We start from the raw sequence: 25,430 nt of genomic DNA on the forward strand, positions 1-25,430 counted from the left end.
CCATGATCCGTCTTCCATGAACTCAACCGGGAAGTCGTCCCCGCCCCACGTCATGCGGTAAGTCCCGTTGACGTCGTCAAGCACTCGGTTACACGCTTCGGGCCCGTTCCCGCACTCTGCCCGCACGTGCTTACCGATCGCGTCCGCAGCACCCGTAAGCGCTTCGTTCATGACGTCCGCTGTATCCGGCCGTGCCTCACTCGCGGCCCCTGGAGAGACGCACACAAGCCCGATGCACGCTGCCGCTGTAGCGATGACGGTAAGGAGTTTCTTACGCATGGTGGATGTCCAGCCTATCAGGGTGGTTGTGAAGTCCTATGCCGCAGAGTAGGCGAACGTATCGGCCAGAGTGTCAAGGTCGTTGTTTCGCAGCCTGCCACTCAGGTACCGCATGCGACGCTGCCATTTCGCCTCTGCCGCCGTCTGCGCCCGCTTGTGCAGGGTTACCGCTCCCGTGGACTTGCGAAGCTGCCGCATCTCCCTGTGTCGGTCACAGAGGCTGTATCGCACGTGCCCAACGCACGTCCATCCGTCCCCGTATGAGTCATCTGCGCATGCCGCCTGGTCTGCCGCTACAGCCTCTACAGCTTCGGCCCACATCAGATCCTCGTACTCAGCCATGGTCATGATCTCCCCGATCCAACGACGCTTGCAGGTCTCGCAGATCGGTACGTTCCGCTGGTAGCCCCACTCTGCGGCTACGTACTGGGCTTTGACCGTCATGTGCCACGTGAGACAGATCGTGCAGTTCATCGCGTGTTCTCCGTTTGCTGCGCTTCCTTCGTTCTGTCTCAACAGTCGCATGCGTCTAGGTGGATGTCAAGCACGCATCTCGCGCGTGCATATAGGGGACAAGGTGAGACAAGGACTGTGCACAGCCGTAGATGTGAGCGTGAACACATGCGTGATTAAAGGTGTGCGATACAAAGACATATGCATTGAAGGCTTGATGCATTGAACTATTGACAGTGCAACGTGTGCGTATGCATGCATAGCTAAGTGCATGGGTGCATAGGTAGAGGGGTGAGAGGGGGAGGGTGCATAGGTGATTGATTGAATCAAAAGCAAATTGTTTTGTTGTTTGTTTTTCTTTCTGTTTCTTTTTAATCAAAACATTTTGTTCAACGAAATTGTTTCAACGTTTGGTTTAAGTGCGACGAAAACAATTCAATCAAAACGAAACGAAGGGGATAGATGGGGGGTCAGGGAAAACACCAATTCTTCTCGGCCGGGGCGTCATAGCGGCTCAGATCGCGTACGGGTCTGGAGACGTGGAGTGGGCATAGGTTCACCGACTGTCAGCAGCCCTAATCCACTGACGTTGGCTTCGACGGATTAGCCGTCAGCGACTGACATCACCGCAGGTCAACCGATGGATCGCATCATCGCAGGTCAGGACGTTGGGGTCCATGCCGGCCAGTGACCCGCATCACTCTTTCTGGTACCGCGGCCTCGCCCCCTATGGCTGAGGCCCCTCTATGTAAGAGGAAGCGAGTTTCACGAGCGCCAGGAGGCGCTAGCCGACGCAGCGCGAGTCCGAGCGGCTTCGCCGCACGAGCGCCGTAGGCGCACGACAACAAGCGGCCCTTAAAGGCCGCTCGATTCGATATCGATATTGACAGCGCCTAAAGCGCTGATCGAACGATTACTCCTTCCTTCGGTCGTCGTAATCGTGTGAATCGACTTTGATACCGATGGCCACTTTGGAGTGGCCGATCAAACTACCAAACTAACTAACCGGAGGATCAGTGACCGATGCTCGACCCACCTTCGAGGGTGGGAAAGTCTCAGCACCGTCGCACCGCTGGGGTTCTCGCTCCGGTGAGCGTCAGGGCCTCGGTCGCCAGTGGCACATCAACCGCCCTATCGCCTGGAAGCGGGCCGCGGGCCTCTGCCAGCACCACCGGTACGACATCGACGCACCGTGCCTTGCTCCTGGAGCTGCGGTCGACCACATCAGGCCGCACCACCTTGGCGGCACGAGCGATCTTCAGAACCTTCAGATCCTCTGCAAGTTCCACCATGACCAGAAATCGGCTCAGGAAGCTGCCGACGCGAAGCGTGAGAAGCGGCGTAAGGCGTCTCTATCGACGAATCGGAAGCGCACTTTGGGCGCTATCTGAATATGTGGGCCGGCTCACACTCTTATGGGGTCACAGGAAGGGCCGTGAGGCCACTCTATATAAGAGAGGGAGAAACAATCTCTCACCTAAGCCGACCGCGCTGGGACTCCGGATTGAGTTCGTCAGACGATCCCTGCGGGTCTTTTGGTTGCGGTTGAGGCCGCCTGTTGTAGCGAGAATGCGCTCCAGGCGGCTTCCCGCCGAATCTAAGGATTTGAAAGTGATGAGCGATGCCTCGTAAGGCATGGAATAAGCGACCGTCTTCGTTCGAGGAACGAGCTGGTCGTCGTCAGCGTGCCGATCTTCAGAAGACGCGCGAGTTCGACGAGCTGCTTGCCGACTGGGAAGACGTACTGGACGACGAGGAAGCGCTTGACGGCTCTTCGTACTGGAAGGTGGCCTGATGGCCCGCAACGGGTTCAGCGGACCTGCTCCGAAGGCCCCTGAGGCTCGACGGCGACGCAACGCCGATCCGGTCGAGACGGTGAAGGTCAGCAAGCAGACGTACGCGAACGTCGCGGCCCGCGAGGACAACTACAACCCGTCCTGGCACCCGGCCGCGCAGCTCCTGTACCGCTCGTTCTCGGAGTCCGCTCAGAGCTACCTCTACGAGCCGTCGGACTGGGCGACGCTCCGCATCGTCATCGAGTCGGCGTCGGCCTCGCTCCTCCGCTACGAGGACCGCGTGTCCATGGACATGGCTGCGTCGGTCATCAAGGGCCTGGAGGAGTTCCTCACGACGGAGGCCACCAGGCGCCGCGTGCGCGTCGAGCTGGAGAAGCCTGAGGGCCTCTCCTGGCCCGAGCCTGAGGAGTACTGGGCCGACCTCGCCGCGGATTGGTACGAGAGCCTTCAGCGCTCCGGCCAGGCCGCCTTCTACCAGTCGACTGACGTCGCCTTCGCCTACTACATGGCGGAGGTCATCACTCGCTACCTGGGCGCCGGGCTGAAGATGTCCGGTCGTCTCCTCGATGTGGTCATGAAGGGCTGCACGCTGCTGCTCGCCACCGAGGCGTCTCGCCGGATCGCTCAGATGGAGCTGACCAAGGTCGAGTCCAACGAGATGGACGAGCACATCACCAATCTCATGGAGGCGTACGCCTCCGTTGTCTAACGAGCGGAAGGAGGCGGAACGTGAGACAGGTCCGCACGGTCCCAGACCGCGTTCCGCAGTGTCCTTCATGCGAGACCTTCGGCATCTCCCAGTGCGAGCATCGGACGCTCGGCTGGGAGATTCTTCGTTGGTCGGCAGAGCACTTCAGGTCCTCGTGGAAGTTCACGCCGTCGCAGATCAAGCGCGTCTTGCGCCTGTACGAGATAGACGAGCACGGGAAGTTCATCTGGAACCAGATGGTGCTTCAGCTCGCCAAGGGCACCGGTAAGGGTCCGTTCTTCGCGACGCTCGCCGCCATCGAGTTCCTGGGGCCGGTCCGGTTCGACCGCTTCGACGAGGACGGCAAGGTCGTCGGCAAGCCCGCTGACGAGTCCTGGGTCCAGCTCTTCGCCACGAACATCGACCAGGTCAAGAACGTCACGCTGACGCTCCACAGCCTCTTCAACGATCACGCCAAGGAGAAGTACCAGATCGACCCGGGCCAGGAGCGCTACCACGCATACCAGCCCGACGGACGCTTCTGCCTCCTGGAGGCGAAGACGGCGAGCTTCCGTTCTGCGGAGGGCGCCCGCCCATCGGCTCTTTTTGCGGACGAGACGTGGCACTGGAACGAGTCCAACGGCATGGTGAACGTGTTCAACACGATCACTGCCAACGCCGCCAAGGTCGGCGGCCGCCTGTTCTGCGCGACCAACGCCTACGTCGTGGGCGAGGAGTCGGTAGCGGAGCGGATGCACGTCGCCTGGCAGCGGCAGCAGGACGGTCGCCAGAAGCGCACGGGCCTGTACTACGACGCCATCTCGGCCGACCCGGACTTCGACATCGAGGACGAGGCGGCCCTGCGGGCGGCTGTGACGGCCGCGTACGACGACTGCTTCTGGGCGGACATCGACACGATCATTGACCAGTGCTACTCGGGCGTGATCACGCACGACGAAGTGCTGCGGAAGTACTGCAACTTGGTCACCGCGGCCGGTGACGCTCTGATCGATCCGGTGTCGTACGAGGCGTGCTTCGTCGAGGGCCTGGAGCTCAAGCGCGGAGACCGCATCACGCTCGGCCTGGACGGCGGCGTATCGGACGATGCGACTTGCCTGGTGGCTCTCAGGCTCCGTGACTCGTTCATCCACCCCATCGCCTTGTGGGAGGCCCCTGACGGGCCGGAGGCGAAGAACTGGAAGGTCGATCATGACGCAGTCTCGGACATGGTCGACTGGGCTTTCGCCAACTACAAGGTCGAGGCGTTCTTCAGCGACGTCGCCTTCCTGGAGTCGTACGTCGACAAGTGGTCCGAGGAGTACGGTCCCCGCCTCGCCGTGAAGGCTTCCGGCAAGTCGACCTGTGGCTACGACATGCGTGGCAACCAGGCCACCATCACGACCTCGAACATGGCGCTTGTCGGTGCCATCGAGAACCAGCGCATCAAGCACAACGGGCACTTCGGCCTGTCGCGTCATTTCAAGAACGCGAAGAAGCGAAACAACAAGTACGGGACGAGCTTCGGTAAAGCCTCCCGTGATTCTCAGTACAAGGTCGACGCCTATGCGGCGTCCCTTCTCGCGTACATCGCCCGCAACAAGCTCATTGAAGCGGGCAAGTTGAACCAGGCACCGAAGCGCATTGCACAGATGACGACGGTTGGAGGGTTCTAGAACAAGGGAGAGTGCATGGAGACGGCAGACACGCGCATCAAAGCGCTTCGAGCCCGCGTGAAGCATGGTCTTCAACGCCTCGATACCGATAACGAACGGCTTGAGATCGTCGATCGCTACGTTCGCGGCTTCCAGAAGTCTCCCTACCTTCCTCGCAAGGCCAACCCTGAGTTTCGGGAGTTGGTCAGGCGGTCGACTCACAACATTCTTCCGCTCCTGATCGATGCGCCCGTGAACGCGCTCGCGGTCGAGGGCTACCACCGTCCGGGGAAGAAGGGGGCTCCCGCCGAGTGGAAGATGTGGCAGGAGAACCGGCTCGACATGCGGCAGACGTACGTTCACCGCACGGCTATCGAGTCGGGCCAGGCGTACGTGTCGGTCCTGCCCAGCGCGAAGGACCCGAGCAAGCCTGAGGTGCGAGCCCATCACCCGATGCAGATGTGGGCGGCCTACGAGGATCCGCTGTTCGACCAGTTCCCGATGTACGCGGTCTGGGTTGAGCGTGAGGGCGGGGCATCTGAGACCAACCCCCTGCGGGTCCGGTACTACGACGACAAGGCCGTGTACGAGCTGCTGATCGGCAGCGAGGTCAAGGTCGTCAAGAAGACGGTTCACAACCTTGGTGTGTGTCCGATCGTTCGCTTCGCTCCGAAGCTCGACCTGCGCGGTCGGGCAGTCGGCATGGTCGAGACGCTGATCCCGCTCCAGGACAAGCTGAACCAGATGTGGCTCAGTCTGTTGATCGCGCAGCACTACACCGGTCACGCGATACGGACAGCCACCGGCCTCGCGCCGATGGAGAAGGTCGACGAGTACGGCATGCCGGTTCTCGACGAGGACGGCCAGCCGGTCTACATCTCTCCGGTTCTCGACCCGTCGACGATGCTCATCTCCCCCAACCCTGAGACCCAGTTCGGACAGCTACCTTCCGCCCCGACCGGAGACTTCCAGCACGCAATCGAGCTCGTGACGAGGCACATGTGTGCCCTCACTGAGACCCCGCCGCATTACCTGATGTCGGGCGCCATGGTGCAGTTGAGTGCAGACGCGCTCGCCGCAGCCGAGTCGGCGTTCACGCGGAAGTGCGACGAGTACCGCCAGGCGTTCGGAGAGGGCTGGGAGTCGGTGTTCCGGCTCTGTGCGCTGATCGCTGGTGACCGTAAGGGCTTCGAGGCCCCGGACGTTCAGGTCCAGTGGGCCGACAAGGGCAACCGCTCGATGGCACAGACGGTCGACGCTGCTCTGAAGCTGACGCAGATGGGTGTTCCGACCGATGTGGTCCTGAAGTTCATCCCTGGCTTCACGCAGACAGACATCGCTGACGTGAAGGACCGCCTTGAGGACCAGGACGGCATCAACGGCATGGCCGACAAGTTCGCCGCCCGCCTGGCGGGCGACGTGAAGTCGCCGAAGGACGCCTCGGTCGAGCGGAGCAAGGAGAAGGAACTTGAGCAGGCAGCGTGAGTCTCATCGGCTCCTGAAGTTCTACCAGCGGGCGCAGGCCGCCTTGGGCAAGGAAGCCTACGAGCGGACTCTGCGTCGCTGGGACGACATGCGGCCGGACACGCTACTGACGAGCCCTGACCGATGGGTGGTCGACTGGCACCGAGAGACGGACGAGCTGAGAAGGAAGTCTCGCCGCCTGGGCCAGTCCTACTACCGCCTTGAACGTGCGATCTGGCTGGACGCAACTGTCGACGACGGCACGGCATTTGGGCAGGACACGACGCTCGCGAAGTTGTGGGAGGAGTTCAACACCTCCGCAGGCCGGCGAGTGAGCAAGACGACACAGAGCGTGAAGCCGGTGAAGGTCGATCCGTCTCCTTGGAAGGAGTACGACGCGGCCCACTCCTGGCGCACGACGGCGTCCTCGTTCTACGTGAAGGGCGCCCAGCGGATGAAGCGCGAGGAGCGCAAGCAGCGTGCTGGCGGTCGGTCCGTCCTGGACTCGATTGACGACCTAGAAGCGACGTTGGAGTCCATCGGCAAGCAGATCGCTGGGGAGGCTCAGCGCATCACGGAGGACGGGGGCCGGGAAGCGATCAGCGAGGCCGTTGACCACGACCGCAAAGCTCTCGCGTACATGCGAGTTCCGAACCCTGGCGCTTGCTACTTCTGCTTGATGCTCGCCTCGCGAGGGGCTGTCTACAAGAGCAAGCACTCGGCGGGTGACCACGAGGTTCGCAAGTTCCACCCCAACTGCCAGTGCGCTGCGGTGCCGATCTTCACGAGGTCTTACGAGTATCCGGCTGCGGTGAAGCACGCCGTTGAGTTCTGGAAGAACAACTGGAACGGCGACATGCGGGACTTCCGCAAGGCCGTGGAGCAAAGCAAGAAACGTCGTTAGCTGAAAGGGAGAGAACATGGCTGACAACACCGAGACTTCCGAGACCGTCGAGGAAACTCCGATCGAGGAGACCGAAGCTGCGGCTGAGGTCGAGGAGACGGAAGAGACCGTCTCCGAAGAGACTCCCGAGGAGGAGTCGACTGAGAACCGTGAAGACGAGGAGTCCGCGGAGCCTGCCGACGAGCCGGTTTCCAAGGATGACGACCTGGACTTCAAGGGCATGTACGCCGCTGCGAAGAATCAGCTCTCTGACCTTGAGTCGAAGTTGGCTGAGCTTGAGCAGAAGGCTTCTGAAGGTGAGTCCATCAAGGCCGAGCTGGAAGAGATTTCCAAGCAGGCTGCGGCTGACAAGCTGGAACTCACGAAGAAGGTCGTCGGCACCAAGTACGAACTGCCGGACGAGCTGATCGGTCGCCTCAGTGGCGACTCGGAAGAGGCTCTTGTCGAGGATGCGAAGAAGCTCGCCGCCCTGGTGGGCGGCACAGGTTCTTCTCTCGGTAAGGGTGGGCTCGAACCGGAGGTCGAGGAGTTTGACCCGACCGATCTGGTTTCCGCGTACCGGAAGCAGATGAACGGCGGTCTCTGACTTCACATCCACCTGAATCCCCAGCCCCCGACATAGGGGGCTTTCTTATGTCCTCTTTCAAAGGAGAGAAGAATGGCTATCACCCCCACCACTCGCCAGTTCCAGAACGCTGACAAGCTCGTCGCTGCGTCCATCAAGAACCTTGAGGCGCAGGCGGTTCTCGCCGCGACCGTCCAGAAGCAGGCTGCGGGCCAGTTCGACGGCACCGTGGGTCAGGCCGTCGCGATTCGTCGGCCGTCGATGCTCGTCGCCAACCAGGGCCGAGTCGACGCCCTCAAGGGCGACACCTCGAAGATCACCGTGACCAGCCTCGCTGAGACGGTGCTGAACATCGAGCTGGATCAGCACATCTACAGCGCCGTTGCGCTGTCCGACGCTGAGCTGTCCCTCGAAATCCCCGACTTCGCCGCGCAGGTTGCCTTCCCGCAGGCTGACGCCGTGGTCGACAAGCTGGAGCGTCTGATCGTCGGCCAGATGGAGACCTTCAAGGGCTTCAAGGACGCCAAGACTGGTGTCCCTGCCGCAAAGTCTGAGCTGGACCTTTCCACCGGCGACGAGATCTCCAAGGCTCAGAAGATTCGCTTCGCGCTCGCCCAGGCCGCCGCTCAGCTCACCGGCTTCAACGTTCCGACCTCTGGCCGCTTCGCGGTCCTGGGTGCCGAGGCCGCGGGCATCCTGATGAATGACCCGAACCTCACCCGCGTCAACGAGGCCGGTACAGGTTCCGCGCTGCGCGAGGCCGTCATCGGCAAGCTCTACGGCTTCACGCTCGTGCAGTCGAACCACATCGACCCGCTCGCGGTGTACTGCTACCACCCGTCGGCCGTGCAGCTCGTCAACCGCGCCCCGATCGTTCCCCCGTCGGTCAAGGTCGGCTCCTCGCAGGCCCGTGACGGCTACGCGATCCGCTGGGTGCGCGACTACGACGCCTCGATCGCTGCGGAGCGTTCGTTCTTCTCCACCTTCGCTGGCGCCAAGGCTGTCGACGACAAGGTTCGCGACGCCAAGACCGGTGACGTGAAGGCCGGTGGCGTCGTCCGTGGTCTGAAGTTCTCCCTCAAGACCGCCAACGCAGGCGGCTGAGTCCATCTCCACAGCTAGCCAAAGGAGTTCATCATGTGCAGCCCCTTGGCAACCCTGACGGAGCTGGAGGCCCGCATGGGCGAGCCGTTCGCGGATGAGTCGGCACGTCGACAGGGCACTGCTGCTCTCGCTGACGCTTCCGACTTCGTTCGCGGGTACGGCAATCCCCGCTGGGGATGTGACTGCAACGGCCCGCGCATCAAGCCGGTTGGAGCCGTCAAGGCTGTCGCTCTGGCCATGGCCGAACGACGGATGCGCAACCCGGAGAACTTCGTCTCCGAGGGGGCGGGCGAATACAACTACCGCCACGCAGAACAGGGTTCAAACGGTGCGGCCCCCTCGAAGCAGGAAGTCGACCTCCTTGAGCGCCTGTCCAACAAGAAGGGTCGACTGCTCACGCCAACCGTGACTCGCGCGATCCGCGTGAACCGCCATCAGCTGTACCCGTACGGCGCTGACACCAACAGCGTCATCTCTGACTACTGAAGGGGGCCCGATGGGAATCTTCGATCGGGCTCCCCTGGAGATCACCGTTCATGAGTACGCCGAGGTCGATGACGGCTACGGCGGTACGAGGCCAGGCAGAGGTCCGGCCCACACGTTCAGGGCCTTCGTTCAGCCGATGGACGCTGACGACAACAGCTCGCAGGGCTGGACAGAGCCGGGCCGGTACAAGGTGTTCGCGAAGTCGTTCCCGACGCACCGATGGGGTGAGGTCGAGTTCGACGGACGGTCCTGGACGGTGAGTGAGCTTCCACGCCATCACCGCGGATCGAAGCGAACTGAGTTCATGTCCGCAGTGATTGAGAGGAGGGGCTGATGGGCTGGGTCAACCCACGATCCGAAGTGATCGTCGCGGGGATGGAAGGCGTCATGGCTCACCTCGGGGAAGTCACCGAGCGGCAGTACAACAAGGTCATCGCTGCGGCAGGCGAGCACGTCGAGACGGGCCACCTGATCAGCCACATCCACATGAAGCGGCACAACAAGGGCTACGCCATCGTCTTCGACGATCCCAACATCCTGTCGATCAACTGGGGCCACTTCCAGACGTACACGAACGACAAGGGCCTGAAGCAGAAGCGTTGGGTCGAGGGCATTCACATCGCAGAGAAGGGGCTGACATGACGGCACGCCTCCTCCCTGACAGCGAGGCCCTGGCACTGGAAGCCGCCCGCTGCTACATGGCGAAGCTCTACGGGGCTGAGTGGAAAGCGAAGGGGCATGAGGTCACCTTCGTCGTAGAGATGCCTACTGACTGGCACTCGCGGGGCCCCTTCGTGATGATCCGGAGGTCCAGCGGCACGGCGCGGGATTCGCGCGTGCTCGACTCCGGAGTCTTCACGGTCCACACCTTCGCCGGTTCGCGGCGCGACGCCTCTCGGCTTGCTCGACAGGTACGGCAGTGCCTCTACATGGCGGCCCTGGAGAGGTTCCACAACGAGGAAGGAGCCCTGACGTACTTCAAGGAAGTGACGGGCCCCCTCTACTCGTCGGGAGACACGCAGCTCGACCACCCGGACGTGAACCGGTTCGTGGCGAGCTACATCCTCTACAGCCACCCGCTCTGACTACCAAACCAACTAACCAAGTTCGCCCCCTCTCCAAGGGGGCTTTTTTCATGCCCTCTCAAAGGAGACTTCTATGGCAGAGATTGAGATCACTCAGAGCGATGCTCTGGTGCCCGCGACTGGTTTCGTCTTCATCGCGGAGGCGAACACGCCTGCCCCTGACTTCCCGCTTCACAAGCTGACCTCCAGCGACACGGACATCAAGCTCGACGGGTATAACGAGTCCGACCCTGACAAGAAGAAGCTCATCTGGAAGTCCGTCGGCAACACCTCGCTGGACAACGGCATCGAGATGGCGATCGACGGTGACGACCCTGAGACGCTGGGCTCCTGGCAGGTTGCGGCTCTCGCCGCGACTTCCCCGAAGAAGTCCTTCTCGCTGACCATCAACCTCCACGACATCACCGTGGAGACGATGGGCCTGTACTACGGCACGAGTGCCGCCGAGGCTGTGCAGAGGGCTGGCCAGTTCGTCATCCCCTCGTCCGCGACGGCCCAGAAGCGCGGCCTGCTCATCGTCGGCCAGGACGCGACGGACATGATCGCCTGGTACTACCCGAACACCGACATCATCGGCGCCGACTCGATCACGCTCGACCCGTCCGCACTGACCGAGGTCCCCGTCAAGGCGACCATCGTCGAGGGCGTCGTCGACAAGGACGGCGAGAAGCCGATCCGTGCGATCGGCAAGGTGTTCCAGAAGCGGCCGTTCAAGCCGTCCTCTGCGTACTTCACCGATGGTTCTGCCGTACTCACGGACTGACATCCACCTAGAACCACCCCCGGGACATGTTTCCTCCCCTTTCCGTGTCCCGGGGGTTTCGCATTGAAGAAAGCGGGAGGCGAAACCATGACTGCAAAGGGAGAACCACATGAAGACTCTTGACTTCAACGCCATCGCCGAGGCTGCCGACAAGGACCCCGGGCTTCAGATAACCTCGCTGGACGGCGAGAAGATTCAGCTCCGCAAGTTCGAGAACCTGCCGGGCGATGACTTCAAGACGGTCATGAAGCTGATCAACATCATCCAGGACGAGAAGGTCGGCCAGGACGCGAAGCTCGACGCGATGGACCAGTGCCTCGTAGCCGCGTCCGACAAGAAGGAGTCGATGAAGTACTCCCTCGCGCGCCTTCCCCTCTCCGCTCGCAACGAAGCGTTCGACGCCTGGATGGACAGCGATGAAGTGGGAAACTCCTAAGCCTCTGCAAGTACCTTGACGAGTACGGCGGGGAGATCGCGTCTGATCTGCTCAGGTTCTACGGCATCGATATCCGGGACCTGTTCGGCGGTGGCCTGTCTCCCCGCTTCTGCATGGCTCTCTTGGAGAACCTTCCTACTGAGTCGTGCCTGAAGAGTGCTCTGCTTGCCGACGGAGGCCAACAGGACCCCGGTTGGAGCCGCACGGCTTTCATCACGGCCGATCTGATCGATGCGATCCAGGCCGTTCACACATCCGTGGTCCGCTCGAAGGTGAAGAACCCGAAGAGCATCCCTGACCCGAAACCGTATCCACGGCCGGGCAAGGTGCGGCCTGAAGAAGACCGCAAGAAGAACAACCCCTTCTCTTCCGCGTTCAGCGATGACACCACTGACACTTCCGCCATGACTGGCGGCAAGGCCGTAGCAATCCCCAAGGAGATTCTTGCTCGTTCAGGCATGAAGCCAGTCGAGGACGAACCTGCTCCTTTCAAGGTTTCATGAAGGAGGTAGCACATGCCTGGACCGGGAGGAGAATCGCTTGGTCGCGCTCATATCCGAATCCTGCCTGACACGTCCGGATTCACTCAGAAACTCCGCGCCATTGTCGAGTGGGCCGAGAGGCAGACTCTTGAGCTCACGCTCGACCTAGACGCGAAGCAGGCCGAGGCCAAGATTGAGCGTCTGACCCGCGACCGCCGCCTTGACGTAGATGTCGATGCGGACACCACTCGGGCCAACGCAGCCGTACGCAAGCTGGAACGACAGCGGGCCAACGTAACGGCGATCGTGAACGCCAAGATCAATGATCTGGATGTTCAAGCTCGTCTTCTCGCTCTCTCCAACCGCAAGGTCGACGTAGAAGTTGAACCGAAGTTGGACGAGGGCATGTTGGCCGCGCGGCTGGAGGCCCTGTCCCGCAACCGAGATTTCGAGCTGAAGCCCGACCTGAACCTGGCTTCGGTTGAGGCTCAGCTCAAGACCCTCGAAGAAGACGCCGTCCACCTGAAGGCCGAGGTGGATACGGCTGCCGCTCGTGCTGAGTTGCAGTCGATGACAGCACGGCAGCGCGTCGTGCGAATGACGGCGAATCTCGACACGGCCGATGCGAATGCCCGCATCAACGCCCTTGTCCGTCGCCATCGCGTGATGGACGTCCAGGTCGACCTGGACACGGCTATCGCCAACCTCAAGATGCGCCTGCTGTCTCGCGACCGCATGGCCAGCATTCGGGCGAACATCGACGGTGCCGCGAAGGCCGAGGCGATCCTCAAGTTCCTCGCCCGCGACCGTACGGTCAACATCAAGGCCAACCCTCGTAACAACGCCCTGAACGCCTCTCTGCGGGCCTTCGAGGCGGGCACGCGGCTGGTGTCCACGTCGCTTCGCGGCATGGTCTCTGTGGCCGGTGTGGGCTTCAAGGCAGTCGGCTCCTCGATCGGTGGGGCCGCTGGCCTCATGGGCAAGCTCTCCGAGGGCACCGCGGAGGCCGGAAGCACGATCGGCCGGATGGTCTCTCGGGTCTCTGGCCAGATGGCCGAGATGGGCAGCCGGGTCGGTGAGTCGGCTACTCAGTTCGGCAGCATGGCGGCGCAAGCTGGTGGCTCTGCCCCGATGGCTCTCGCCAAGATGGGCGGCTCGCTCGCTTCCGTGTCCGTCGCAGCCGGTGCGATGGCCGCCATGGTCGGCGGCCTGGTGCTCGTCCTCGGGTCCCTCGTCCACGCGCTCGTAGCGGTTGGCGGCGCCCTTATCGGCATCGTCGGACTGCTGGGTGCGGCTGCTACGGCTATGGCTGCGGCGGCCGTAGGTGCCGTTGCTCTGGCTGCTGTGCCGCTGGCACCTATCGCGGCTGGCCTTGGTCTCGCAGTTCTTCAGGGTGACCGATTCAAGAAGAAGCTCGAAGAACTCAAGGGTGCCGTCACCAAGTTCGTAGTACCTGCGGCGAAGAGCATGTTCACCGCTTTCGATGGTGCTTTCAAGGACATTCAGAGCTGGCTCGAACGAAACCAGGACATGTTCCGTCGCTTCTTCGAGGCGGGTTCTAAGTTCGTTCAGCCCATGGTTCAGTCCCTGACGGACTTCGCGGACAACCTGATCCCGCGAGTTACACAGGCCCTCGATTCACCCGGGATGAAGGCCGGAATCGAAGGAATGAAGCAGGGCTTCTCTGGCCTTGGAACTGCCTTCGGAAACACCGCTATTGAGCTGTCGCAGCACGGTCAGCGCTTCGGTGCCGTTTTCAAGCAGATCAGCATGGACCTGAACCAGCTCCTTCCAGCGCTGGCGAGATTCATGGGTCAGGTCTCTGTTGCCCCAGCACAGTTGAGCAAGTTCACCGCTGGCATCACCGGCTTCTTCGAGAAGCTGGGAGCGTCGATGGAGCGTGCTCTCGACTCCCGCGGCTTCGAGGAGTTCATGTCGAGCATCCAACGAGGTCTGACTGATCTCGGTGGGGCCATCGGCAGGTGGGTCGAGGAAGCAGCTCGTCACGGCGCAGACTTCGGCTTGGCCTTCGAGTCGATAATCGGCTTCCTGGACCGCACGGCGGAGCCGATCGCCCGCATCATGGCGGCTGGCGCTCGACAGATGCCTGAGCTGATGGACTCCTTGGCTGGAGCCATCGAGAAACTGGAGGGGCCCCTCACCCGCTTCATGGATGCCTTCACTCCAGTGACGGCCACCGTGATCGACGAACTCGCCCGAGTTCTAGGGGTGTTGTTCGATAAGCTCTCCGAGCCGGCCATTACGTCGGCCCTCCAGGAACTCGCCACGCAGTTCGGCGACTTGCTCGTCTCCATCATCGGATCAGGGCTCCTTGAGTCCCTGCTCGACCTGGCCAACTCCTTTATGGAGCTGGCAAACGCGGTGACTCCGACGCTCGTCTCGACGCTGACGATGGTGGCCGATGGCCTCTCCAAGGTGAACGGTGCCCTGACGCTCGGAAGTCAGCTCCTGACGGGCGACTACACCAGCGCCTTCGGCACGATCGGCGGCCTGTGGGACTCCCTGAAGGACAAGATCACCGGTGGCACGTCAGAGGTCGCTCAGCAGCAGACGACGGTCTTCTCGGACCTGCGGAGCAACGTGTACGACACGCTGTCTGGCATCCAGCAGCAGTCACTCGTCGCCGCCCGCCAGGTCGCGGCCGACCATGGCCAGATGTCGGGCGATGTCCTGTCGAGCTGGTCGAACATCCAGCAGTACACGAACCAAGTGAACTCTGGGATCGGCACTGCGTCTGAGGCATCTGCCGCCCGTGTCGCTGTCGCTGCGGCGGAAGCTGACGCGGCCTGGACGTCGCACATGCAGACCATGCGCGACAACACGAAGACGGTCTTCGACTCGATCAGCTCCTCCGGTGAGGTCACCCGCTCTCAGCTTGAGCTTCAGGCGGAGCAGATGGCCCAGAAGGCAACCGAGTCCGGCAACAAGGCCGGTAAGGGTGTCGGCGACGGACTGAAGAAGGGCGAGACCGCAGCCAAGGGCGCCTACGACGGCATGTCCTCGTCCTCGAAGAAGACGTGGGACAAGATCGTCAACGATGCCAAGACTGGCTCGTCCAACATGAACGTCACCTCGGTTCAGGCGTGGAACGACCTGGCGAAGAAGATCGAGTCGACGCTGACCGCAGCGACGTCCCGTATCAACTCGCACAGCAAGGACGCCACCAAGCAGCTCGGTGCGGTCCCGAAGGACGCGGGTGGCAAGTGGCCGCAGTACGCCACGAAGGTCCAGTCAGCCATGTCCAAAGCCGTCTCTGCCGTACGCAACGCGTGCTCGCAGATGAAGTCAGCTCTCAACCAGGTGACGTCGGGGACGTACACGATCAACGTCAAGGTCAACACCACGAAGACCGTGACCGAGATCAAGAAGGCCGCATCGGCGGCTAAGGCCAGCGCTCAGGCGATGGCTCGGGCTCCGCAGATGCCGCCTCCGGGTCTGTACGCCGCTCCCCCGATGTTCGCTGCGGAGGACGTCTACGAGACTGGCACGTTCCTCTCCAGGGCCGCCGGGAAGCGGGATGACCGCGAGGTTCAGAAGGTCGAGCGACCGGTCAACAACTACAGCGCAATCGTCAATGCCAACACGAATGCTGATCCGAATGAGATCGGCAGGGAGGTCACTTGGCAGTTTAGGAGGATGACACGATGAGGACGACGGCCTACGTCGGCACCTACGAGCCGGAAGACTGGACTCTCTTCTATCGAGGAGTCCTCCTTGGCGGCGACTCTCCGCTTCAGCCCATTGAAGTTTCGGGGATCGCCGACATGCCGGATGTGAAGTCCTACGACCTTGAGATGGTCGCTACTCATGGCCTCTGGCCGGGTACCGACTGGATGCGAGGACGGACGATTCACATGTCCTTCCGTGTTCTCGCGAAGGACAGAGAACAATTGGCGACGCTCATGGGTGAGGTCAACGCCGCGTTCACATACGGCGCGACGGAAGAAGACCTTGAGTTTCAGATCCCTGGTGTCGCTCAGGGTGCCACGGCGAAGGTTAGGGGGCGGGTGAGGAAGCGTGCTTCAACGATCGACGACAAGTACGCGACGTCGCTCGCCCCCGTCGTGGATGTGGAGTTTTCATGCACTGATCCATGGATCGTTGCTACCTCCATCAACGAACGCGAGATGGAGGCATCCATCTTCGATGCAGGCGGTATCGACCTTCTGAACGACAGCGTCTTTGACTTCACGCCGGAAGGTCTCCTCATCCCGAATACGGCGAAGATGACACCTGCCAAGCCTGCGGTCATAACCAACGGTTCAATGGCCGAGACTCCCATCAAGGCAGAGATCTACGGTCCGCTTCAGGGCGGCGTGTTCTTCGAGGCCCGTGTAGGCGCTGCTGCCGCTGACGGTCAGCTTCTCGCAAGCGAGAGGGTGAGCGACGGTGTCGGCATCGACGTTCTAGACGGGTTTCCACTCAACATGGAGATAGGCGACAAGCTCGAACTCGACTCAGGAACCAAGAAAGCGTTCCTGACGAAGCGTGGATACAACGGAGATCTCCGCACTGACATCACGAGCAAGCTCACTAAGAAGCAGTGGTTCAGCGCAAAGCCGGGCACCACGATGCAGTGCTATCTCTCCGTTGGCGACACCGGAGCACCCGTCTACTACAGCGCCGAGTTCGCCGACATCCCGAAGCCGCACGGCAAGGTCTTCTGGCAGCTCAGCAAGTTCATCTGAGCAAGGCGGCCGATCAAACTACCAAACTAACTAACCGGGGAGCTTGAATGGCTAACATCAACTTCACCAACGGGGCCAAGTACCCCGCAAGTAACTTCCGGAGGATGTTCGGGTCGTTGCAGGACTTCGCCAAGGGGTTCGATGACCTGAAGTCCTTCGCCGTACCTGAAGGCTCGGACTCGCAGCGCTTCGTTGTCATTCAGCCTGGCCGCGCCTGGATCAAGGCCGACGAAGGCAAGGGCAGTCAGGGGGTCTTCTGGGTCGAGAGCCAGGAGGAGATGCGTATCCAGCTCGGTGCAGGTGAGGGTCTTCTCTACCTGACCGTGGTTGGTCCCGAGTTCGACTCCAAGTTCACCGCGCCTGAGCTGAGGCTCGCCGCGACGATCGACATAAACCAGTCCGCCCTTCCCGAGCGGGCCATCGCCTTGGCCGAGTACAGGCGGACAAGTGAGACGACCTACGCGCTCCGGGACGTCCGGTTCGACCCGGCGTACTCACAGTTCCTCATCACCCGCACCGGCCCTGGTGGTCTCGGCGCTCCGGTTGAGGCCATGCTCGCCGTCTTCCGGCCTGGCACGCAGTACACGGACATCGCGACGGGTTCCCGATGGGTGAAGCGCGAGAACGGCTCCTGGCTGCGAGACGGCAACAGCATCTTCCAGAGCGGCGACGCACCGGACGAGACCGCGGGGCACGTTGGAGACCTGCACATCCGGACTCACACGGAGGACAACCCGCTTGCTCCTGGGGCTGCCTGGCACGAGCTGTACGTGCGCACTCCGGAGGGCTGGGACAACACGGGGTCTCTGCGGGCGAACAAGTGGCTCGCGGGAGCCGGTGAGCCTCAGGACGAGTACGGCAGTGACGGCGACCTGTATGCCAGCGGTGACGGCAACGGCAACATCTTCCAGAAGGTGTCCGGCGAGTGGGTCTCGCTCGGCTCGATCCGTGGGCCGATGGGCCCCCAGGGCGTACAGGGCCCCCAGGGCAGTCGAGGCGCGACGGGAGCCACCGGAGCCAAGGGCGACAAGGGCGAGCCTGGGAACGACGGCAAGGACGGAACGGGCCTTGAGGGCGGCAACCTGAACGTGAACGGGGACACATCTCTCAACGGCGTCCACATCGCTGGCAACGTCGTCGCACAGGGAACGCTCACGCTCGGCGCCTATGACGTCGGTGCGACGCTGGGCGACCTCAACTCGAAGACGGCGACGCTCAGCACCAAGATCGACAGTGTTCAGCAGAGTGTGGGTACCGACATCCAGAACAAGGTGAAGGACCTTCAGTCCAAGCTCGACGCCCTCACGACTCGCGTGGACAAGGTCGAGAAGATGCCGAAGTACTACCAGCCTCGTGCGGGCGCGGTTCGCTTCGCCAAGAACAGCGAGACGCTGCATGTGATGTGGGCCGCTAAGGAGAGCGGCGGAGCGGTGATTCGCGGCATCGGCGTCAAGGGCACGCAGAACCTTCCGACGAGCGCTGGCACCGAGTCTTGTGGTGACGAGGTCGAGATCAAGGAGACGGGCAAGTACCGCGTTCTCCTGGGCATCGGCATGGACCGCATGTCGGGCACCGCCACGACGAAGACCGAGTGGTCCAACTCCGCGGAGTTGATGGTCAAGCGGGCCGGTTCGACGACCCTGACTCAGCTCAAGCACTCGAATGCCGGATCGTCCACGCGGACGGTCTACAAGGTGTCCCTCCAGGCTATTCGTTGGGAGGGCAACCTCAACAAGGGCGACAAGCTCGTTGCCCGCGCTTGGTCGGGCCTGTTGGGCGTCAATATCGCCGCCGCAGGTGCCTCGCGCGAAGGCACGTACTTCAGCGTGGAGAAGGTCGCGTAACTCAACAGCACAGCCATGGCCCCCGGCTTCGTAGGGGGCCTTTTGCATGACCAAGCACGGAAAGGGAGACCATGGCAGACGAGAGCCGTTATGAGGTGCGCCTCTACAAGTGGCAGCAGCAGGGCAATCCGGCGTACGACGACCCCAAGCACGCCAAGCACCAGGAAAGCCTGAAGATCAAGGGATGGAAGCCACTCATCGCGGCGCGCAACATCCCCATCCACAGCGTGAGTTGGACGTACCGCCTGGACGAGATCTCGCAGGCCAACGTCTCCATCCCGATTGACCTTCGCGACGAGGTTGGTCTCCCTGGCCACGTCTTGAAGGACTTGGAGCCGTACAAGTACTGCGTCGGCATCTTCAAGAAGCTCAAGGGCAAGTGGCACCTGATGTGGGGCGGCATCATCTGGACGATGCGCATCGACCTCACCGATCGCACGCTCGACATCTCGGCACGGGACTTCTTCTCGTTCTTCGAGAACCGGCATTGGGCAGGTACCGGCAAGGACAAGCCCCTCGGTGAACTCATCCACAACGTCTTCCGCAGCACGCAGAAGGACTGGGGTATCAATGTCGCTCTGACGACTGACGAGAACGGGAAGAGCAAGCAGAACATTCCGGCAATGGCAGACCGCAAGGTGTCGTGGCAGTACACGTACGAGGAGTGGAAAGAAGGATGGGAGATCATCCAGGACTTCGTGGACAGCCAGAACGGCTTCTTCATCAACTGCTACCCGTACATCGAGCAGGGCACCTGGGACACGAAGAACGAGAAGCTGAGGTTCGCTCCTCACTGTACTGAGAACCGAGTCCCTAGGCATCCAACGACGAGGTACTGCCTCTGGACCGATGTCGGCATTCGAGACTGCAAGATCGAGCAGTACGCCGACGTCTACGGGAACAAGGCACTCCTCGATCACATCAACTGCGAGGTCGAGGAGATCTACTTCGACGGCACGCAGATCGCCAACGTCGCTTACGCGATCGGCACCAACAACACCACGACCGTGAACCGGCGCCGCAACAACAAGAACGGCATCAAGAAGTGGCCCGTACGAGACGCGGTAGCGCGCTATCACCAGGTGGCCGGTAACGCGGACTTGGACGCCAAGGCTGACACGCTTCTGGCTTTCGGTGACCCCGGCATCCGTGTTCCGCGCATCGTCACTTACCCGAACGCTTTTGAAGACCCGACGAGGTTCAACCCGAACCTTGGCGTGAAAATCGCCGTGAAGGTCAACACCGGCTTCATGAACGTCAGCGAAGACTTCGTTGTGACACAGGCCGACATCCGCGTTGAAGCAGACGGTACGGACCGTGTTGCTCTCTCGCTGACGCAGGCGGCTCTCTTCAGGAAGGAGAAGTTCAGTGGCTAACCCTCGCATCATGGCTCCGGGACTCAGTACGGGCCTGGCCGATATGGACGGTCGACTCAAGCTCCTGGAAGCGCTCACGACTCAACGGCCGGTCATCGACCGTTTCAACGTCACCCATCACGCGGCGTCCCAGTACCTCAGCGCCTGGCAGCCCACGAAGTTCGACGGCGAGACCATTGTCGGCTCGGGCCAGTGGAACGGCTCCAGGACGGTGTCGGGTGACACGACGAACAAGGGAGGCCACTCCCACTCGGTTGGAGCCGTAGGTGGCCACTCGCACGGCATTGGCGGCTCGACTGGCAGCGCTGACGGGCACTCGCACAGCCTTCCCGGCTCCACCAAGAGTGGTGGCGGCCATGGCCACAGTCTCAGTGCGGTCGGTGGGCACACCCACTGGTTCAGCCGGACCATCACGGGCCTGCTCAGCGGCTTCAACTACAAGACGGTTCGGTACCCGAGCTGGAAGGCGCTCACGAGCGCGAACGGGTGGGTGCCCTGGTACTCGATCCAGGCACACGGCTCTCTCACGGACACGCTGAAGTTGAACTTCCTGTACGCCGGTAGTGATCGGCACCAGGTCGAGATCATGGTCACCAAGGAGACGGCTCGACCTCTCCCCTGGAACGGCCAGCGCCCCTCGTACTCGCACCCCTGGCATCTCATCCGTAAGGGCGAGCGGAGCCGAGTGCACTCCTTCGAGCTGGAGTGGCAGCACACCCTTCCTGGTGAGCCACTGTCCCCGTCGAGCGCGATGTGGTTCGTGATCTGGACCAAGACGTCCAACACCGACGACCGCGGTGAGCCCGTGAGCGGTCAGTGGAACCGTGACGGCGCCATGATCGCACCGCCTGAGCTCGCGATGGGCCTTCGTCGAGGCAGGACGAACATGCAGTACCTGAGCGACGACGGTAAGCACTCGGGCAACACGGGCAACGCCGCTAACTGGGCTTTCAGTACCTACTACTTGAACCGCAGTCCGACCTAAGGAGGACACATGGAAGAGGACGAGTTCGAAGGCGCTCCCCGAGCGACAGTTCGCGGGAAGTACCTGACGCCGACCGGACTTCCCTACAAGGGCGTCATCCAATTCAGCATCCCTCAGTGGGCGTTGACTGAGGTGGGCATGGTCGGCGGCGTCAGCGATGTGGTGGAGCTGGACGAGGCCGGCGAATTCGAAGTCCGCCTGATACGCGGGGAGTTCGCCTACGACGTCATCGAGACCTTTGAGGGGATGCACCCCAACCGATACAAGATCACCATCCCTCCACTCGCCGAGGACGAGGGGGACGAGGAGGCCGTGTGGAACATCCGCGACCTCTACACCTCCCCCGACTATGAAGGGCTGATCGTCCGCTACCAGGGGCCGCGCGGAGAACGCGGAGCCGACGGCAAGGACGGCATGCCTGGGATGCCTGGCGTGAAGGGCGAGACCGGCAGTGAAGGGCCCGCTGGCATGGAGGGTCCCGCTGGGCCTGAAGGACCCGAGGGCCCGGAAGGCAGGCCAGGATCACTGGAGGCCAACTCCGGAGCGACCATCAACGGTCCTCTTGTGGTGGAGGGTTCCGACTTCACCGTCAACGGATCAGACGGGGGCACCTTCAAGGTGGCTCAGGACGGATCGACGCACACGAACTGCGATGTGGTGGTCAACGCGGAGGTTGGCACCAAGCAGCTCTCCATTCGGGTGGACCCCGAGGCGGAACAGCCCTGCACTGACGCCGACGGTCCAGTCATCAACCTGGGCAACATCACGACCAGCCCCACGTACTGCCCGAGCAACGGAGTCACCCTCTACTCGCAGGGCGGCACGCTGCACGTCTCCGGTGCCGCTGGCGACGTGAACATGAACAGCGTCGTCGACCTGACCAAGGACAACGCGAAGAAGGTCACCGACCTTGGGACGCGAGTGCAGTCGACCGAGGGTTCCATCCGGCAGCTTGATCAGAAGATCGACAACATGGCCGACTTCACGAAGCCCGTCGAGTTCAAGGACACGCTTGTCGTCTGGTCGAAGAACCAGCCCACTCAGAAGGTAATCGACATCACTACCGGTGGCGACGTCGGCTCTATGTGGCTCAGCCGCAAGACATCTACCAGCAGCTCCAATTCCACCACGTTCAACGTCGCCAAGGAATTGGCTGCGGCCGAACAGCTCCGAAAGGACTTTGACGCCCTCAAGAAGGCGTATGACGCGTTGGTAAAATAATCGGGGCGAAGGCAACACCGAAGAGGGCAACCTTCGCCAACAACTCCATGCAGTCGGTTCACTGGAATCCGTCCGAGCGTAAGGCCGTCGGAATTCCGAGCGCATGGGACTTTGAGTGTCGAGTAACCGGCTATTACTCAGTCGAGTCACAGGTGACCGTCACTACAAGCATCGCCAACAGCTCAATCCTTCGCAGCAAGGTTGTGGCAGGTGGACGCGATCTCACGAAGACATACACGGGCTCGCAGACTCACGCATCCGTGAAGACCACCGAGAAAATGCAGGTAGCCAGGTTCAAGTGGAACAAGGGCGAAAAGCTCGGGGTTCAAACAAGCCTTAGCTTTGGCGGCTCGACTCACACATGGACAGGCGGCAGCATCACCATCAAGTACCTCGGGAAGACGTAAGGGAGGTGACATGAAGACAGCAGAGATCATCACCGCCGTGTTCGGCGCTGGAGGAATTGCTTCCCTCGCAATCCTCTTCAAGGCATGGCAGGTACGCCGAGACGGCTTCAATCAGGCCCGCGCCCAGCACATCGAAGACCTCGCCCGCTGGCGGTCCGAGCTCCAAGACCAGGTCCAGGAGCTACAGGACATCGTGGAGAAGTACCGCCGCAGGGCGGCCTCGTTCGAGTACCAGCTCCGGTCGAACGGTATAGAGCCCCTGTATCCAGACTCGCCCGATGACACGCCGACCAGCGGCATCCGGGCCGTCTCACTGACGCGCCCCCCGACCTAGCTACCAAACTAACTAACTCATGCCGCACACTTGACAGCCATCCTGATCCACTTGACATCCACCTAGGATGGCTGACACTTTGAGACCGAGGGGGGTCGTGGAGCCTCAGGGCTCCCTACAGAGAAAGGAGGTCGACATGGCTTACACAGCAAGCGAGGCGATACGCCTTGCCCGGAAGGAGACGGGCTACCGAGAGAAGGGACAGAACGACACCAAGTTCAACCGGCGCTTTGGCCGCATCGGGGGCTACCCCCATGACGGCTACGGCTACCCGTGGTGTCAGTCCTTCCAGTCGATCATCCACAAGGACGCTGGGGGTCGCCCCAACGTTGAGTACCCGTACACCGCTGCCTGTGCCGCCGCTACGGCCTGGTTCAAGCAGCGCGGCCTCTGGTCGAAGAACAGCCCGAAGCCGGGCGACTTCATCATGTACGGGGCCAACGGCGGCACTCACGTCGACATGGTGACGGAGGTCGAGCTTGGACGCGTCCGCGTCATCGGTGGCAACACCGGGGGCTCGATGAACGGCGCCTACTACAACGGCGACGGCGTGTACGAGAAGTGGGTGGCCAGGTCCAACAGCCGCATCCATGGGTACGGCCGACCGAAGTACGTGGCGGCCGGGGCCGACGACAAGACGTCGGTGCTCCCCAGCATCGGCACGGACAAGCCCAACAAGCCGATCGTGTCCGGGAACAAGTTCACGATCAAGAAGGGCATGACCCTGCTGGGCATCGCCGCGCTCCTGGGCGTCGGCATTGGTGAGCTGTTGGACGCCAACCCGCAGATCAAGGACAAGAACAAGATCACTGAGGGACAGCAGATCAACGTCCCCGAGAAGAAGGAGGCCAACAAGAAGCCCAAGCCCGACGAAGGGAAGAAGCCGAGTGAGAAGCCGCCTGTTTCGAAGCCTGGTACGTCTAAGCCGACGTCTCCGGGAACGCCAGACCGGAAGCCAGGATCGTCCAGCGTGGCGGCCACTACCTACAAGGTGAAGAAGGGCGACTCGCTCACCAAGATCGCCGCTCGCCACGGCGTGAGCTACAAGGCTCTCATCGCGGCGAACAAGCAGATCCGCAACCCGAACATGATCTACGTCAACCAGACGGTGAACATCCCCGCCAAGCACGCGGTGCAGCGCTCTGCGCCTGCCCCGAAGGTGGAGACGATCAAGCCTGCGGCGAAGAAGTACATCGTGAAGCGCGATGACACGCTCTCGGGTATCGCGGTGAAGCACGGCATCTCACTGAAGGCACTGCTCGACATGAACGAGGGACGGTTCCCTGACCCGGACCTCATCTTCAGCGGCCAGCACGTGTACCTCTCCCCTGGCGCCAAGCTGGTGGTACCGGACACGGTCAACAAGGACCGCGGTGGGACTAAGGACCCCCAGGCCGGCGAGTCGAAGGTCCCGAAGCCCTCGAAGCCGGTCACGCCGAAGCCGGTGACGCCTCCAGCGCCGCAGGGCCAGGCCGTGACTCTTGAGTCGCTGCTCCAGTCCAAGCCGGTCGGTATGCAGCGCGGCTGGGATCGTCCGCTCACTGCGGCCGAGATCCAGAATGCTCGGGTCATCTACCAGGAAGCGATCCGCATCTTCGGACCGACCGACGGTCCGCGGGCTGCCGTAATCGGCATCGCGACGGCCTACCAGGAGTCGAGGCTCCAGAACCTTGGCCATGGCGACCGTGACTCCCTTGGGCTGTTCCAGCAGCGTCCTTCGATGGGCTGGGGCTCCGCCGCTCAGGTGCGTGACCCGCACTACGCGTCGGCCAAGTTCTTCGGCGTCCTCAAGGGCGTGAACTGGAAGGGCATGCCGCTGTACCAGGCGGCACAGGCCGTGCAGCGGTCTGGGCACCCGATGGCGTTCGGCCAGTGGGAGCTGTCGGCGGCCAAGCTCGTCGTGCAGCTCTCTGGCGGCTCCGGGAAGCACGCCAAGCAGTACGACCCGTCCAAGGACGCGCCGAAGCCGGAGACAGCCGCTCAGGGCTGGGTGAAGCCGGTCGCTGCCGCCTTCGGGACGCCGTTCGGTAAGCCGGGGCCGATGTGGTCCAGCGGCTACCACACGGGGCTGGACTTCCCTGCGCCGCAGGGGACGAAGGTCGTTGCGGCTAGCTCTGGGACCGTCGTGAAGACGGGCTGGGCGGGCGCCTACGGGATGCTCGTCGAGATCCGGCACCAGGACGGCAAGGTGAGCCGCTACGCCCACCTGTCGGCCATCTCGATCGGCCAGGGCCAGACGGTGACCGCAGGACAGCAGATCGGCAACGTGGGCTCGACTGGGAACAGCACGGGCCCGCATCTGCACTTCGAAGTCCTGGAGGGCGGTAAGCAGGTTGACCCGATGCGTTTTCTGCGCTAACGCTTGACATCCACCATGACGGGGGTGGCTTTGTGCTG

The 25,430-nt window shown here is 62.1% G+C and carries 23 protein-coding genes; all 23 read left to right on the plus strand.

All coding sequences use genetic code 11. The features are described from left to right. Positions 1-1,748 precede the first annotated feature (1,748 nt). On the plus strand, positions 1,749-2,123 hold the full coding sequence (locus ABZV77_RS11515; RefSeq protein ID WP_356253730.1) for an HNH endonuclease signature motif containing protein: 375 nt from the start codon (positions 1,749-1,751) through the stop codon (positions 2,121-2,123). A gap of 230 nt (positions 2,124-2,353) precedes the next feature. Beyond that, positions 2,354-2,527 carry a hypothetical protein gene (locus ABZV77_RS11520; protein WP_356253733.1) on the plus strand — a complete coding sequence of 58 codons (174 nt, stop codon included), beginning with the start codon at positions 2,354-2,356 and terminating at the stop codon, positions 2,525-2,527. Continuing rightward, positions 2,527-3,237, plus strand: a complete 711-nt coding sequence (locus ABZV77_RS11525; protein ID WP_356253736.1) for a hypothetical protein — start codon at positions 2,527-2,529, stop codon at positions 3,235-3,237. The genes ABZV77_RS11520 and ABZV77_RS11525 overlap by 1 nt, the downstream gene beginning before the upstream one ends. A 188-nt stretch (positions 3,238-3,425) precedes the next feature. Next, a complete protein-coding gene (locus ABZV77_RS11530) occupies positions 3,426-4,889 on the plus strand; it encodes a terminase (protein WP_356253739.1) in 1,464 nt (487 codons plus the stop codon). A gap of 15 nt (positions 4,890-4,904) precedes the next feature. Beyond that, positions 4,905-6,353, plus strand: a complete 1,449-nt coding sequence (locus tag ABZV77_RS11535) for a phage portal protein (RefSeq protein ID WP_356253742.1) — start codon at positions 4,905-4,907, stop codon at positions 6,351-6,353. After that, positions 6,337-7,236, plus strand: a complete 900-nt coding sequence (locus tag ABZV77_RS11540) for a hypothetical protein (protein ID WP_356253745.1) — start codon at positions 6,337-6,339, stop codon at positions 7,234-7,236. The genes ABZV77_RS11535 and ABZV77_RS11540 overlap by 17 nt, the downstream gene beginning before the upstream one ends. Before the next feature lie 16 nt (positions 7,237-7,252). Continuing rightward, positions 7,253-7,822, plus strand: coding sequence for a hypothetical protein (locus ABZV77_RS11545; RefSeq protein ID WP_356253748.1), 570 nt, complete (start codon positions 7,253-7,255; stop codon positions 7,820-7,822). Positions 7,823-7,894: 72 nt separating this feature from the next. After that, positions 7,895-8,905, plus strand: coding sequence for a P22 phage major capsid protein family protein (locus tag ABZV77_RS11550; protein ID WP_356253751.1), 1,011 nt, complete (start codon positions 7,895-7,897; stop codon positions 8,903-8,905). A 33-nt stretch (positions 8,906-8,938) separates the two neighbouring features. Next, the gene (locus tag ABZV77_RS11555; RefSeq protein WP_356253754.1) at positions 8,939-9,391 is read left to right on the plus strand and encodes a hypothetical protein; all 453 of its coding nucleotides are present in this window, start codon (positions 8,939-8,941) and stop codon (positions 9,389-9,391) included. A 10-nt stretch (positions 9,392-9,401) separates the two neighbouring features. Beyond that, positions 9,402-9,725 carry a hypothetical protein gene (locus ABZV77_RS11560; RefSeq protein WP_356253757.1) on the plus strand — a complete coding sequence of 108 codons (324 nt, stop codon included), beginning with the start codon at positions 9,402-9,404 and terminating at the stop codon, positions 9,723-9,725. Further along, positions 9,725-10,033, plus strand: a complete 309-nt coding sequence (locus tag ABZV77_RS11565; RefSeq protein WP_356253760.1) for a DUF5403 family protein — start codon at positions 9,725-9,727, stop codon at positions 10,031-10,033. The genes ABZV77_RS11560 and ABZV77_RS11565 overlap by 1 nt, the downstream gene beginning before the upstream one ends. Further along, a complete protein-coding gene (locus ABZV77_RS11570; protein ID WP_356253763.1) occupies positions 10,030-10,476 on the plus strand; it encodes a hypothetical protein in 447 nt (148 codons plus the stop codon). The genes ABZV77_RS11565 and ABZV77_RS11570 overlap by 4 nt, the downstream gene beginning before the upstream one ends. Positions 10,477-10,549: 73 nt before the next feature. After that, the gene (locus ABZV77_RS11575) at positions 10,550-11,239 is read left to right on the plus strand and encodes a hypothetical protein (RefSeq protein ID WP_356253766.1); all 690 of its coding nucleotides are present in this window, start codon (positions 10,550-10,552) and stop codon (positions 11,237-11,239) included. Positions 11,240-11,348: 109 nt separating this feature from the next. Next, on the plus strand, positions 11,349-11,675 hold the full coding sequence (locus ABZV77_RS11580; protein ID WP_356253769.1) for a hypothetical protein: 327 nt from the start codon (positions 11,349-11,351) through the stop codon (positions 11,673-11,675). 122 nt (positions 11,676-11,797) lie between these two features. Then, the gene (locus ABZV77_RS11585; protein ID WP_356253772.1) at positions 11,798-12,178 is read left to right on the plus strand and encodes a hypothetical protein; all 381 of its coding nucleotides are present in this window, start codon (positions 11,798-11,800) and stop codon (positions 12,176-12,178) included. Between the two features lie 12 nt (positions 12,179-12,190). Then, positions 12,191-15,826: a hypothetical protein gene (locus tag ABZV77_RS11590; protein ID WP_356253775.1), complete on the plus strand. Its 3,636-nt coding sequence runs from the start codon at positions 12,191-12,193 to the stop codon at positions 15,824-15,826. Next, positions 15,823-16,866: a hypothetical protein gene (locus tag ABZV77_RS11595; RefSeq protein WP_356253778.1), complete on the plus strand. Its 1,044-nt coding sequence runs from the start codon at positions 15,823-15,825 to the stop codon at positions 16,864-16,866. The genes ABZV77_RS11590 and ABZV77_RS11595 overlap by 4 nt, the downstream gene beginning before the upstream one ends. A gap of 47 nt (positions 16,867-16,913) precedes the next feature. Beyond that, positions 16,914-18,710 carry a hypothetical protein gene (locus ABZV77_RS11600; protein ID WP_356253781.1) on the plus strand — a complete coding sequence of 599 codons (1,797 nt, stop codon included), beginning with the start codon at positions 16,914-16,916 and terminating at the stop codon, positions 18,708-18,710. A 71-nt stretch (positions 18,711-18,781) separates the two neighbouring features. Further along, positions 18,782-20,086 carry a hypothetical protein gene (locus tag ABZV77_RS11605; protein WP_356253784.1) on the plus strand — a complete coding sequence of 435 codons (1,305 nt, stop codon included), beginning with the start codon at positions 18,782-18,784 and terminating at the stop codon, positions 20,084-20,086. 10 nt (positions 20,087-20,096) lie between these two features. Further along, on the plus strand, positions 20,097-21,071 hold the full coding sequence (locus tag ABZV77_RS11610; RefSeq protein WP_356253787.1) for a hypothetical protein: 975 nt from the start codon (positions 20,097-20,099) through the stop codon (positions 21,069-21,071). A gap of 9 nt (positions 21,072-21,080) precedes the next feature. Next, positions 21,081-22,292: a collagen-like protein gene (locus ABZV77_RS11615; RefSeq protein ID WP_356253789.1), complete on the plus strand. Its 1,212-nt coding sequence runs from the start codon at positions 21,081-21,083 to the stop codon at positions 22,290-22,292. A gap of 417 nt (positions 22,293-22,709) precedes the next feature. Next, positions 22,710-23,033 carry a hypothetical protein gene (locus ABZV77_RS11620; protein WP_356253792.1) on the plus strand — a complete coding sequence of 108 codons (324 nt, stop codon included), beginning with the start codon at positions 22,710-22,712 and terminating at the stop codon, positions 23,031-23,033. A 136-nt stretch (positions 23,034-23,169) separates the two neighbouring features. Beyond that, complete coding sequence (locus ABZV77_RS11625; protein ID WP_356253795.1) at positions 23,170-25,392, plus strand: LysM peptidoglycan-binding domain-containing protein; 2,223 nt, start codon at positions 23,170-23,172, stop codon at positions 25,390-25,392. Positions 25,393-25,430 lie beyond the last annotated feature (38 nt).

Source organism: Streptomyces sp. NPDC004732 (assembly GCF_040609235.1).
Classification (GTDB): Bacteria; Actinomycetota; Actinomycetes; order Streptomycetales; family Streptomycetaceae; genus Streptomyces.